This window comes from Planosporangium spinosum, assembly GCF_049999945.1.
GTDB classification, from domain to species: domain Bacteria; phylum Actinomycetota; class Actinomycetes; order Mycobacteriales; family Micromonosporaceae; genus Planosporangium; species Planosporangium spinosum.
Genome location: NZ_JBLYUB010000006.1, coordinates 230420 through 243394 on the forward strand (window position 1 = coordinate 230420; position 12975 = coordinate 243394).

Below are 12975 nucleotides of genomic sequence, written 5' to 3' on the forward strand. Positions count from 1 at the left end.
GCGACCTAGCCGGCGCAGAAGACCGCCCACGCGCCCCGCTCCATCCACCAGGTGCGCTTCCGCGTCAGGGAGCTCTGCACCCCGTCGTCGACGAACGGCACCTCGGCGAACGGTTGGACCGCGACGGCGCGACCGCGGGCCCGCCGTACCTCCACGCGTACCTCCCGCCGGCCGAACCAGCGTCGGGAGGTGACCGGCAGCGCGACCGCCACGTCGAGCACGCCGTCCGCGGCGTCGGCCTTGGCCACCAGCGGCAGGTCGTCCACGGTCGCGTACCCGTCGCCGTTGGCGATGGCCACGGCGAGCAGGGGCTCACTGCCGTCACTGAGCACCGTGTCATCGACATTGACCTGAGCGGCGTACGGGACCGCCCGCCCGGTGTCGTCGGAGCCGCCGAGCAGCGCGCCGTGCAGCGTCACCGATCCGCCGTCGTTGCGGAGCAGGTCCAGCCGGCGGGTGTGCCCGGCCAGGACGGCCGCGGCGACCTGCGCCGGCTCGCTGGGTAGGCCGAGCCGCTGCACGAGTTGCACGCCCCCCGTGGGCGACGGGTCCGGGCCGCCACGCGACGCCGCGCGGGCCGGACCCATCGAAAGAATGCCGATCGGGGGCAGGTCGGGCAGGGTGCGGTCCGCCGGAAGATCATCGGGGCGCTTGCTGGGCGGGGGCGCGTACCGCCGGACCATCCGCCGCACGACCGCACGCACCTCGCCGTCGGTGGCAGCGGCGACGACCAGCCGGGCGTCGGTGGAGTCCAGGACCGCGTCGATCTCCTGGTCGGAGTGTGCGGTGACGGTCCTGACCCGGGCACCACCGGCGACCAGCGCGTCGCGGCAGGCCAGCACGGGCACGCGCGGCGTGCTGGAACAGCCGTCCGAGCAGCCGCCGGAACAGCCGCCGCCCGGCTCGTCCTCGAGCGTCAGCAGCACCACGTCGTACACCGTTTTGCCTCCTTGTTAGCCTTGCACCCCGGGGCCTGGCCGCGGCCGAGCGGCACCGACCCTGTGGAAGGCGGACTTCAAGATGCCAGCGATCGTGCTGATCGGCGCGCAGTGGGGCGACGAGGGCAAGGGCAAGGTTACCGACCTGCTCGGAGAGCGTGTCGACTACGTCGTGCGGTACCAGGGCGGCAACAACGCCGGCCACACCGTGATCACGCCGGACGGGCAGAAATACGCGCTGCACCTGCTCCCGTCGGGCGTGTTGACGCCCGGCGTCGTGCCGGTGATCGGCAACGGGGTCGTGGTCGACCCCAAGGTGCTGCTCACCGAGCTCGACGGGCTGGCCGAACGCGGGGTGGACGCGTCGAAGCTGCTCATCTCGACCGACGCCCACCTGATCATGCCGCACCACCGGGCCCTGGACCGGGTCGTCGAGCGTTACCTCGGCTCGTCGCGGATCGGGACCACCGGTCGCGGCATCGGTCCGGCGTACGGCGACAAGGTCGGCCGGATGGGCATCCGCGTGCAGGACCTGCTCGACCCGGGCATCTTCCGCAAGAAGCTGGAGCTGGTGCTGCGGGAGAAGAACCAGATCCTGTTCAAGGTGTACAACCGCAAGGCGATCGACGTCGACGCGGTGGTTGACGAGTACCTGGGCTACGCCGAGCGACTGCGCCCGTACATCGCCGACACCCGGCTGGTGCTCGGCAAGGCGATCGAGGCGGGTAGGACCGTCCTGCTGGAGGGCGCCCAGGCGACCCTGCTGGACGTCGACCACGGCACGTACCCGTTCGTCACCTCGTCCAACCCGACCGCCGGCGGTGCCTGCGTCGGTGCCGGGGTCCCGCCGACGAGGATCTCCCAGGTCATCGGCGTGGCCAAGGCGTACACGACCCGGGTCGGCGCGGGACCGTTCCCGACCGAGCTGTTCGACGCCAACGGCCAGCACCTGCTCAAGGTCGGCGGCGAGTACGGCACGACCACCGGCCGGGAGCGGCGGTGCGGCTGGTTCGACGCGGTCGTCGGCCGGTACGCGGCGCGGGTCAACGGCATCACCGACTTCGTCGTCACCAAGCTCGACGTGCTGAGCGGGCTGGAGAAGGTGCCGGTCTGCGTGGCGTACTCCATCGACGGCGAGCGGGTCGACGAGATGCCGATGACGCAGACCGCGTTCCACCACGCCACGCCGATCTACGAGGAACTGCCCGGCTGGGACGAGGACATCTCCAAGTGCCGCACCGAGGCTGAGCTCCCCGAGAACGCCCGCCGGTACATCGAGCGCGTCGAGGAACTGGTCGGCACCCGGATCAGCGCGGTCGGCGTCGGTCCGGGCCGCGACGAGAACGTGGTACGCCACCCGCTGCTCTGATCGCCGCCGGAGCGTTCCGTACGATCGCTGTGTGCGTGTCCTTCTCGTGGGCTCGGGCGGGCGTGAACACGCCCTCGCCGCCGCCCTCGCCGCTGACCCGTCCGTCACCTCGCTGATCTGCGCCCCCGGCAATCCGGGCATGGCGGCATTCGTGCAGGTGGTACCCGTGGACGTCACGGACGTCGACGCCGTCGCCGGCCTGGCCGTCGAGGAGCGGGCCGACCTGGTCGTGATCGGCCCCGAGCAGCCCCTGGTCGCGGGGGTCGCGGACGCGGTACGGGCGAAGGGCATCGCCTGCTTCGGCCCGTCCCGTGAGGCGGCCCGGCTGGAGGGGTCCAAGGCGTTCGCCAAGGAGATCATGGACGCCGCCGGCGTGCCGACGGCCCGGTCCCGGGTGTGTGTGGACGCCGCCCAGGTGGCCGCCGCGCTCGACGAGTTCGGGGCGCCGTACGTGGTCAAGGACGACGGGCTCGCCGCCGGCAAGGGCGTTGTGGTGACCTCCGACCGGCAGGCGGCCCTGGACCACGCGGCCGGGTGCGACCGGGTGGTGGTCGAGGAGTACCTGTCCGGCCCCGAGGTGTCGCTGTTCGTGGTGACCGACGGTACGGCCGCGCTGCCGCTGCTGCCGGCCCAGGACTTCAAGCGGGTCGGCGAGGGTGACACCGGCCCCAACACCGGTGGCATGGGCGCGTACGCGCCGCTGCCGTGGGCGCCGCCGGACCTGGTGGAGACCGTGCTGGCCACCGTGGTGCATCCGACGCTGGCCGCCATGCGCGACCGCGGCGTCCCGTTCGCCGGGCTGCTCTACGTCGGGCTCGCGATCACCGCGGGCGGTCCGAAGGTGATCGAGTTCAACTGCCGGTTCGGCGACCCGGAGACCCAGGCCGTCCTCGCCCTGCTGGACACGCCCCTGGCCGGGCTGCTCCGTGCCGCCGCGACGGGGACCCTGGCCGACCACCCGCCGCTGCGGTGGCGCGACGGGTCGGCGGTGACCGTGGTGGTGGCCGCCGAGAACTACCCCGGTACGCCCCGCAAGGGCGATGTCATCACCGGCGCCGACGGCGTACCCGGGGTCATCCACGCCGGCACCGCCCGCCGCGCCGACGGTGCCCTGGTCTCGGCCGGTGGACGCGTGCTGTGCTGCACCGCCACCGGCGGCGACCTGCCGGCCGCCCGTGCGGCGGCCTACGCGCTGGTCGACCGGATCGGGCTGGCCGGCTCGCACCACCGGCGGGACATCGCGCTGGCCGCCGAGCGCGGCGAGATCGCGATCCCGGTCGCCTGAAGCGACGTCACGGCCCCGCCGGTCGGGTGACCGCGGGGCCGTGACCTCAGCCGTATCCCGTCAGTCGACGATGCGCGGCAGGTGCAGCGTGACGTCGTTGGAGTCGGCGGCCGAGCGGGGACGGATCGGGGTCGGCGCCGGACCCGTGGGGGCGGCCGGACCCGTGGGAGCGGCCGGGCTGACCGGGCCAGCGGCCGGTGCCGGGCTCGTCGGCGTACCGGGCGGTGCGTTCAGGTACCGCCGCATGATCTTTCCGGTCGCGTTGCGCGGCAGTTCGGCGACGAAGTGCACGTCGCGCGGGACGCTGAAGCGGGCCATCGCCCGGCGCACGTACTCCCGGACGCCCTCGGAGTCGAGGTGTTCGCCCGGGTAGAGCACGATCCACGCGGCCAGCCGCTGGCCGTACTCCCGGTCCGAGACGCCGACCACGGCGACCTCGCGGACCTGCGGCAGCTCGGCGATCGTGTTCTCCACCGCGGACGGGTACACGTTCTCCCCACCGCAGATGACCATGTCGTCCTCGCGCCCGTCGACGTGCAGCAGCCCGTCCGGCGTGAGGTGGCCGATGTCGCCGGTCGCGATCAGGCCGTCGCGCCACTCCTTGTTGCCACCGTCGGTGTAGCCCTCGAAGAGCATGTCGTTGCCGACGAAGATGCGCCCGATGTGGCCGGGCGGCATCGGGTTTCCGGCCGGGTCGAGGATCAGCACCGTGGTTCCGGTCGGCGGCCGGCCGGCGCAGGCCGGCTCGGCGCGCAGTTCCTGCGGCGTGGCGATGCTCGCCCAGGACGCCTCGGTCGAGCCGTACAGGTTGTAGAGGACGTCGCCGAAGCTGTCCATGAACCGGCCGATCATCGGCGCGGGCAGGGCCGAGCCGCTGCTCGCGACCACCCGCAGGGGTGTGTTCACCCGGTGGCCCTGTGCGGCGTCGAGCATGCGCTGCAACATCACGGGTACCGCGAGCAGCGCCGTGCACCGGTACTCGTTGACCGCCGTGACCGTCTCGACCGGGTCGAACCGGCGCCGGAGCACGATCGTCGCGCGTAGCGCCAGGGCGATCTGGAGTCCGGCGTACCCCCAGGTGTGGAACAGCGGCGCGGCGATGAAGATCCGTTCACCGGCCGACATCGGGATCCGGGAGATCACCGCGGCGAGCGGACTGAAGCTCGGCGGGATCGGCCGGCGCGCGCCCTTCGGTGTGCCGGTCGTACCCGAGGTCAGCACGATCGTGCGGCCGGGCTGCGGAGGCGGCGGAAGCTCATCGCCCGGGGCGCCCTCGATCAGGCCCGCCACGGTGGGCGTGGGGCGACCGGCGTCACCGTCGGCGCTGATCCGCGCCACCGACGCGGGTACGGCCGACGCCATCTCGAAGAACTCGTCGTCGTAAATGAGGACGCGGACCTGCTGGTTGTGCAGGACGGTCTCGAGCTGGTCCGGACCGAGCCCGGTGTTGACCAGGACGACATCGGCGCCGATCATGCCGGCGGCGAGCATCGACTCGACCATCGCCGCGGAGTTTCGGCACAGCAGGCCGAGCCGCTGGCCCGGGACCAGCCCGTACCCGACGCGCAGGCCGTTGGCCAGCCGCCGGGACCGCGCCGCGAGCTCGCTGTAGGTCAGCGAGCGGGTCTCGTCGATGACCGCCACCCGACGAGGATCGCGGGCGGCCGCCGAACGCATTTCGCCGGTGAGGGTGAAACCCCACCGGCGCAATGCGTTGAGCTGCCGCGCTACCTTGTCCGGTCGGCCGGGACGGAGGAGTCCACGCCGGGCCAGCGTCCGCAACAGGAAGGCTGCTTCCACGTCATCTGCCTATCACTCGTGGTGCCCCCCACGGTAACCGCGATCCACTATTTCATCGGTGGCCGCCGAACCGCGAACCGGGTGGCGCGGCCGCCTCCCGGCGGCGCACATCAGCGGATGTACCTACCGGAGATGGCGCGGGAGACTACCAGTCGTTGGATCTCGCTGGTGCCCTCGAAAATCGTATAGATCTTCGCATCTCGATACCATCGCTCGACCGGGTGGTCACGGACGAACCCGGCGCCGCCGAGGATCTGTACCGCCTTCTCCGTCGTCGCCACCGCGACCTCGCCGGCCTTGAGCTTGCTCATCGAGCCCTCACCGGCTTCGAACACCCGGTTGTTGCGACCCATCCACGCCGCCCGCCACACCAGCAGCCGGGCCGCGTCGATCTCCATCCGCATGTCCGCGAGCGCGAAGGCGATGGCCTGGTTGTCGATGATCGGCCGGCCGAACTGCTCGCGGTCCTTGGCGTACTCCAGCGCGTACTCGTACGCCGCGCGGGCGATGCCGAGCGCCTGGGCGCCGACGGTCGGCCGGGACAGTTCGAAGGTGCGCATGGCCGCCTGGCCGCTGGACCTGCGCCCTTCGCGGGCCTTCGCCAGCCGCTCGTCGAGCGCCTCCTTGCCGCCGAGCAGACAGCTACCGGGGACCCGCACCTCGTCGAGGAACACGTCCGCGGTGTGCGAGGCGCGCAGGCCGAGCTTCTTCAGCTTCTTGGTGGCCTCAAGGCCGGGTGTACCGGGCGGGACGATGAAGCCGGCCTGTCCGCGCGAGCCCAGCTCCGGGTCGACGCTCGCGGTCACCACGTGGACGTTGGCGATGCCGCCGTTGGTGGCGTACGCCTTCTGCCCTTTCAGGATCCACTCGTCCGTGGCCTCGTCGTAGCGGGCCCGGGTGCGCATCGACCCGACGTCCGAGCCGGCGTGCGGCTCCGTGGTGCAGAACGCGGCCACCTTGGGGTCGTCGACGTCCCCGAAGCACTGCGGGACCCACTCGACCATCTGGTCGGGCGTACCCGAGCCGTAGATCGACGCGACCGCGAGGCTGGTGCCGAAGATCGACATGGCGATGCCCGCGTCGCCCCAGAACAGCTCCTCGTTGGCGATGCACAGCGAGAGACCGCTCGGGTCGGCCCAGGCGTTGGCGAGGAACTCGAAGCCGTAGAGGCCGATCTTGGCCGCTTCCTTGATGACCGGCCAGGGGGTCTCTTCACGCTCGTCCCACTCCGCGCCGGCCGGGCGCACGACCTCGCTGGCGAAGCCGTGCACCCAGTCGCGCAGGTCCCGCTGTTCCTCGTTCAGGTCAAGCGAGAATTCCGGCATCGCTCAGGCCTTGGGGATGTCGAAGAGGTTGGCGATGTTCGCGGCGAGGCCCAGGTCGCCCTTGGCCTTCAGCTTGCCGGTCATGAACATCATCATCGGGTTGCCGTTGCCCGACACGACCTTGATGAAGTCGACCGGGCCGACGGTGATCGCGAGCTTCGGGTCGTGCGCCGGGCTCGGCGACAGCGTGCAGGCGCCGTCCGCGATGACCAGCTCGTACGTGTCCACGCCGCCGTCGGGGGCGCCGCCGACGTTCCAGTGGATGACGGCGTTGGTGTTACCGGCGCGGTCCGGGCGGAACAGGCTCGGGAACTTCTCGAAGATCGCGTCGAGGATCGCCTTGCGGTGCTCGCCCTGCAACAGCTCGGAGATCTCCGAGTCCTTCGTGCTCTTGACGATCTGGGCGAACTGCTTGGGCTCGACGGTCGCGAAGTCGAGACCGGTGATGTCGGTCATTGGTCCCCCATCGGGTGCGTGGCGTTACCTTACTCGTGCGTAACCTTACGAGCGAGTAGGTAGGCTGGCAAGGTGCCACCCGTCACCCCGAAGCGCGTCCCACGCGCCGTACGCGAACAACAGATGATCGACGCCGCCGTCACCGTCTTCGGCCGGCAGGGCTTCCACGCCGCCTCCATGGACGAGATCGCCGAACTGGCCGGGATCTCGAAGCCCATGGTGTACGCCTACCTCGGCACCAAGGAGGAACTGTTCACCGCGTGCCTGCACCGCGAGGCGACCCGGATGGTCGAGGCGGTGGTCGGCGGGGTCGGGTCCACGGCCCGGCCGGACGCGCAGCTGTGGAACGGCCTGTGCGGCTTCTTCAGCTTCGTCGCCGCGCACCGCAACGGCTGGAACATGCTCTACCGGCAGTCACGCGGCCTCGAACCGTTCGCCAGCGAGTGGGCCACGATGCGGGGCCGGATGGTCGAGATCGTGTCCGGCCTCCTCGCCCGGGCCGTCGAGTCGGCCGGCGGTCCGGTCCGCCCGGCCGACCTGGAGCCGGTGACGTACGCGCTGGTGGGTGCGGCGGAGTCGATGGCCGACTGGCTGGCCGACCATCCGGGAGAGGAGCCCGGGCGTACCGCCGCCCGGCTGATGAACTTCATCTGGCTCGGCGCCGAGGACCTGCTTCGCGGCGAGGTGTGGCGCCCGTCGGAGTGAGCCCCCGTCGCCGGCAGGCGGGTGCGCCCACGGATCCGTGGTCGGTCGTCCCGTGCTGGACGGCCAGGCATTCCGCGGCCGGCGGTCAGCCGTGCGGCGATGCCGGCGGTCAGCCGTGCAGTGACGATCCGAGCAGGGTCAGGAGCGCGAGCACCAGGAGCACGCCCGCCATGACCGCGACCTGGACCTGGGTACGGGCGTTGCGCGGGGCGTACGCCAGGCCGGCGCCGGTGACCGCGCCGGTGACCAGGCCGCCGAGGTGGCCGGCGATCGAGATGCCCGGCACGCCGAACGTGATGATCAGGTTGATCACGAGGATCGGGATCACCGACGACAGGCTCCCGCCGAGCCTGCGGATGACGATCGCGTACGCGGCGAACAGGCCGAACAGCGCCGTGGAGGCGCCCGCGGCGAGGGCGTTCGGACTGAACAGGTAGGCCGCCACGTTGCCACCGATGCCGGCCAGCAGGTAGAGCGCGAGGAAGCGGGTCCGCCCGAGCGCCAGCTCCAGTTGCCGGCCCAGGATCCACAGCGCCCACATGTTCATCAGCAGGTGCAGCAGGCCGTAGTGGATGAACATCGCGGTGACCAGGCGGTACCAGCCGCCCTCGTCGATGCCGGGAAAGACGTGGCCACCGGGCACGGGACCGGTGTAGAAGTGCCCGTCGGGGCCCAGGTAGACGCTGTGGGCGGTGACCGCGCCGAAAGCCTGGATGACACCGGCGCCGGTGAAGAACCCGCCGCCCACCGCCGCGCGGGAACCGTTGACCAGCACCCCGATGATCATCACGGCCACGTTGAGGGCGATGAGGACCTTCGTCACGGTGCCCTGGCTACCGGCCGCGGTCCCGCCGAACGCGGTCCGGGCCGACCGTTGGGTGCGCCGCCCTTCGGCTACGCACTCCGGGCACTGGTGACCGACCGACGCCTCGTTCATGCAGTCGGGGCAGATCGGCCGGTCACACCGTGTGCAGCGGACGTACGTCTCCCGTGACGGGTGCCGGTAGCACGCCGGCACACCGACGGACGGGGGTTGGGTCATGCCAGCAAGACTACTGAGTCCGCTCAATCTCGACGCGCTCGATGACGACATCCTGCAGCGGCCGGTCGCGCGGGTCGGTCTGGGTGCCCGCGATGGCGTCGACGGTCTTGCGCGAGTCGTCGTCGGCGACCTCACCGAAGATGGTGTGCTTGCCGTTGAGCCAGGTCGTCGGCCCGACCGAGATGAAGAACTGCGAGCCGTTGGTGCCCTGCCCGCCGCGGAGGCCCGCGTTCGCCATGGCCAGCAGGTACGGCCGGTTGAACTGCAGCTCGGGGTGGATCTCGTCGTTGAACGTGTACCCCGGCCCACCGGTGCCGGTGCCGGTCGGGTCACCCCCCTGGATCATGAAGCCGCTGATGACCCGGTGGAAGACCGTGCCGTCGTAGTACGGGCCGCTGCCCTGCTGGCCGGTGCGCGGGTCGGTGTAGTCACGCGTACCCTCGGCCAGCTCGACGAAGTTCCGCACGGTCTTCGGAGCGTGGTTGGGGAAAAGCTCTACGCGGATCGGCCCGACGTTCGTGTGCAACGTCGCGAATATGCGTTCGGCCACAATGGTCCCTTTCCTGGAAAAGATCGCCAACGATTACCGTACCCCCGGCCCGGTGACCCCGCCGCTCGTGGGCACGTCCCTCGGGCGCTCGCACCCGCGCCGGCCATGGCACCCGCGCAGGCCATGGCACCCACCGGACAGCCGGCCGGGCGCCCCGTACCGCCGGAGATCACCTCCTACCAGGGCGGCAGGTTCTTCTCGCCGGCCGTTGGGTAATGCGGTGAGGTACGGGTGTGCACCGCTACGGGAGGTGGGACTGTGTTTGGACGGCGTCAGGTGAAGACGCACAACGCCATAATGCGGGAAGAGTTCAACGAGGGGGTTGATCACCTTCGCATGGCCGCGGCCCACGCTATCGGCTCGGCCGCCGGGGCGATCGCCCCGCGAGTGGACGTCATGCGGGAACGGATGATCGAGCCGACCGTCGACAAGTCGGTGGACATGGCGCGCAACGGTGCGCGTCGGGCGGGCACCGTGGCGCGCCGGGTGACCGGCCGGAAGGTCAAGGTCCGGACCGGCCGGAACTGGTCACGGACGGTCGGTGGCCTGATGGTCGTGGGTGTGGTGCTCGGCGCCGTCAGCGCGCTGCTCTCCCGCCGCCGCCAGCGCAAGTGGGACGAGTACGACTCCACCGGCGACTACGGCTCCACCGGCAACCTCGCGACTGAGCAGACGCGCTCCATGACCGAGTCCGCCCGCTCGGCCGCGTCGTCGGCGGCGGAGACCGTCAAGAACGCGGCGGAGACGGCCAAGGACAAGGCCTCGGACGTGATGGGGCAGATGAAGGGCGCGTCCGACACGTCACCGTCGACGGGCACGTCGGAGAGCTTCAGCGGCGGCTCCGGCGGCTCCGGCGGCGCCGGCGGCTCGGGCTCGCGCAACGGCCGCCCGTAGCGCGGGCGACACCGTGCCTCTGCGAGGAGCACAGTTTCCGGGAGGAGCGCACCGCCGCTCCTCCCGGAGTGCTTCCACCACCGGGCCGGCGTGAGCCGACCTCGAGGTGGCCGGCCGCCGGGCTCAGAGCCAGCCGGAGCGCCGGAACGCCCGGTAGAGCGCGAACGAGACGGCGACCATGAGCGCGAACACCCCCGCGTAGCCGTACTTCCAGCGCAGCTCCGGCATGTAGTCGAAGTTCATGCCGTAGATGCCGGCGACCGCCGTCCAGAACGCGGCGATACCGGCCCAGGCCGCCATCTTGCGCATGTCGTTGTTCTGGTCCACCGTCACCTGCGCGAGCCGCGCCTGCAGGATCGAGTTGAGCAGCTCGTCGAAGTACATGACCTGCTCGACCGTGCGGGTCAGGTGGTCGTTGACGTCGCGGAAGTACCGGCGGATCTCGCCCGGCACGTCGGCGAGCTGCCCGGTGGCCAGTCCGGCCAGCGGCCGCTGCAACGGCAGGACCGCCCGCTTGAACTCCATCAGCTCCCGCTTGAGCTGGTAGATCCGTTGGATCCGACCGCCGCTGCCCTCGCGGGCGAAGACGCTGTCCTCGACGACGGCGACGTCCTCCTCGATCGCCGCCGACACCTCGATCAGTACGTCCACGACCAGGTCGTACACCGCGTAGGCAACCGCCCACGGACCATGCTTGAGCAGGTCGTGCTTGTCGTTGAGACCGGCCCGTACCGGTGCCAGGCGGGCCGCGTCGCCGTGCCGCACCGTGATGATGAAGTGCTCGCCGATGAACATCATGACGTCGCCGCTCTCGACGACCTCGCTGTTCTCGGTCAGCTCGGCGTGCTCGACGTACCGGGCGGTGCGCAGGGTCACGAACGTCATGTCCCCGTAGCGCTCCACCTTCGGGCGCTGGTGGGACTTCACCGCGTCCTCCACCGGCAGTTCGTGCAGGTCGAACGCGTCGGCGATGTCGGCCAGCTCGTCCGCGCCGGGCTCCTTGAGCCCCAGCCACAGGAACGCGTTGCGGGTGCGGCGGGCCGCGGCCAGCGCGTCCCGGTAGTTCCAGTCGCCGGGCTGGCGGACGCCGTCGACGTAGAGGGCACAGTCGACGATGCCGCTGGGCGGACCGGCGTCGCCGGTGGTCTCCACCGATCGCGGAGCGCTACGCATCCGGTGCATGGCCCGCCGGACGGGCTCCCGCAGGACGCGCGACAGGCCGCGCCCGGCGCCGTCGTCGTGGGCCATCGGCTACTCCAGACGTCGTGGGCCGGGACGCCGGGCATCGCGCCTTGGTCAGCAGGTGCGCACCGGGCGGGCCGTCCGCAGGTGGGGGGGTAGGCGGGGGCGGCCCGCCCGGTGCCGTGGGGGGCGGGGGATGGAGCTGCGCGGCGCAGGCGGTCAACAACTGCGCCGCGCAGGATTGTGATCCATCCAACCCGGGCGGGGGAACCCCTTCACATCACGTTTTGGTGTCAGCCTTGTCCGCGGACCTCGGCGATGGCGTCCGCCAGCCGCCGGACCCCCTCGTCGACCTGGTCCGCGGTGACCGCCGAGTAGGCCAGTCGCAGCGCGTGCCGACCGCCCTCCAGCAGGAAGTCGCTGCCCTTCACGACCGCCACGCCACGCGCGGTCGCGGCCGGTACGAGCTTGTCGACGTCGACGTCGGAAGGCAGCTCGACCCAGAGGAAGTAGCCGCCGTCCGGCTCGGTGAAGCGCGCGTCCGGGATGTGCGTGCGCAGCGCGTCGCCGAGCAGCCGGGCGCGCTCGCCCAGGGCGGCGCACACGCCTGCGATCGACCGGTCGACGTCGCCGGAGACGCAGAACTGGTACACGATCGCCTCGGACACCATGCCGGGCGAGATGTACAGGTTCGTGGCGCGCTTGGCGATCGCCCCGATGAGATCCTTCGGGCCGACCAGGTAACCGACGCGGACACCCGGGCACACCGTCTTGGTGAACGAGCTGGCGTGCACGACGGTGCCGGCCGTGTCCAGGTTCAGCATCGACGGCAGCTTCTCGCCGCGGAACCGGACGTCGGCGTACGGGTCGTCCTCGAAGATCGTGAACCCGTACTCCTCGGCGAGGGCGATGAGGGTCCGCCGGCGGTCGGCCGACAGCGTCACGCCGGCCGGGTTCTGGAAGTTCGGGATGATGTGCGCCAGCTTCGGCCGCACCCCCGACTCGAGCAGCTTGCGCAGCTCGTCGACGTCGATCCCCTCGGCGTCGAGGGTGACCTGGTGCACCTTGGCGCCGATCGTACGCAGGCTGAGCAGCGTCCGGTCGTACGTCGGCTTCTCCACGACCACGTCGTCACCGGGCTGGACCAGGTGATCGAACAGCAACGCGTCGGCCTGCATCGAGCCGTTGGTGACGATGACCTGGTCGACGTCGACGCCGTGCTTGTCGGCGATCCACGTGCGCAGGGGCGGGTAGCCCACGGACGTCCCGTACGCGGTGACGCCGGCCGGGTCGGCCTCGAAGGCGCGAACGGCGGCGGCCTTGAGGCCGTCGACGTCGACGATGTCAAGGGAAGGGGCACCACGGGCGAACGAAATGAGCTGCGCGGAGGTCATGACACTAAAGGGTACGACCCTCAGCCGTGACCAAT

Annotated in this window: 12 protein-coding genes; 4 read left to right on the forward strand and 8 right to left on the reverse strand. The window is 71.1% G+C overall.

Features of this window, described 5'->3' with window-relative positions:
- Positions 1-5: 5 nt before the first annotated feature.
- Positions 6-938, reverse strand: coding sequence for a diacylglycerol kinase family protein (locus ACNTMW_RS11085; protein WP_426633348.1), 933 nt, complete (start codon positions 936-938; stop codon positions 6-8).
- Between the two features lie 82 nt (positions 939-1020).
- On the opposite strand from ACNTMW_RS11085, the gene ACNTMW_RS11090 reads away from it, so the two are divergent.
- Complete coding sequence (locus ACNTMW_RS11090; RefSeq protein ID WP_426633349.1) at positions 1021-2307, forward strand: adenylosuccinate synthase; 1287 nt, start codon at positions 1021-1023, stop codon at positions 2305-2307.
- A gap of 31 nt (positions 2308-2338) precedes the next feature.
- Positions 2339-3592 (forward strand): phosphoribosylamine--glycine ligase, encoded by a 1254-nt coding sequence (gene purD, locus ACNTMW_RS11095; protein WP_426633350.1) that lies wholly within the window; start codon positions 2339-2341, stop codon positions 3590-3592.
- Between the two features lie 60 nt (positions 3593-3652).
- Here purD and ACNTMW_RS11100 read toward each other — a convergent pair whose 3' ends face one another.
- The 3 genes from ACNTMW_RS11100 to ACNTMW_RS11110 all read right to left on the reverse strand — a co-directional run bounded on the left by ACNTMW_RS11100 (position 3653) and on the right by ACNTMW_RS11110 (position 7173).
- Complete coding sequence (locus tag ACNTMW_RS11100) at positions 3653-5392, reverse strand: AMP-binding protein (protein WP_426633351.1); 1740 nt, start codon at positions 5390-5392, stop codon at positions 3653-3655.
- 110 nt (positions 5393-5502) lie between these two features.
- Positions 5503-6717, reverse strand: a complete 1215-nt coding sequence (locus tag ACNTMW_RS11105; protein WP_426633352.1) for an acyl-CoA dehydrogenase family protein — start codon at positions 6715-6717, stop codon at positions 5503-5505.
- A 3-nt stretch (positions 6718-6720) separates the two neighbouring features.
- Positions 6721-7173 (reverse strand): SCP2 sterol-binding domain-containing protein, encoded by a 453-nt coding sequence (locus ACNTMW_RS11110; protein WP_426633353.1) that lies wholly within the window; start codon positions 7171-7173, stop codon positions 6721-6723.
- 123 nt (positions 7174-7296) lie between these two features.
- On the opposite strand from ACNTMW_RS11110, the gene ACNTMW_RS11115 reads away from it, so the two are divergent.
- Positions 7297-7878, forward strand: a complete 582-nt coding sequence (locus tag ACNTMW_RS11115; RefSeq protein ID WP_426633454.1) for a TetR/AcrR family transcriptional regulator — start codon at positions 7297-7299, stop codon at positions 7876-7878.
- Positions 7879-7987: 109 nt separating this feature from the next.
- Here ACNTMW_RS11115 and ACNTMW_RS11120 read toward each other — a convergent pair whose 3' ends face one another.
- Entirely contained in the window at positions 7988-8920 is a 933-nt protein-coding gene (locus ACNTMW_RS11120) for a rhomboid family intramembrane serine protease (protein ID WP_426633354.1), read from the reverse strand.
- Between the two features lie 10 nt (positions 8921-8930).
- Positions 8931-9470, reverse strand: coding sequence for a peptidylprolyl isomerase (locus tag ACNTMW_RS11125; protein ID WP_426633355.1), 540 nt, complete (start codon positions 9468-9470; stop codon positions 8931-8933).
- 258 nt (positions 9471-9728) lie between these two features.
- On the opposite strand from ACNTMW_RS11125, the gene ACNTMW_RS11130 reads away from it, so the two are divergent.
- Positions 9729-10364 (forward strand): hypothetical protein, encoded by a 636-nt coding sequence (locus ACNTMW_RS11130; RefSeq protein ID WP_426633356.1) that lies wholly within the window; start codon positions 9729-9731, stop codon positions 10362-10364.
- Between the two features lie 123 nt (positions 10365-10487).
- On the opposite strand, the gene ACNTMW_RS11135 is transcribed toward ACNTMW_RS11130, so the two are convergent.
- A complete protein-coding gene (locus tag ACNTMW_RS11135; RefSeq protein ID WP_426633357.1) occupies positions 10488-11612 on the reverse strand; it encodes a magnesium and cobalt transport protein CorA in 1125 nt (374 codons plus the stop codon).
- 227 nt (positions 11613-11839) lie between these two features.
- Positions 11840-12940: an aminotransferase-like domain-containing protein gene (locus ACNTMW_RS11140; protein WP_426633358.1), complete on the reverse strand. Its 1101-nt coding sequence runs from the start codon at positions 12938-12940 to the stop codon at positions 11840-11842.
- Positions 12941-12975 lie beyond the last annotated feature (35 nt).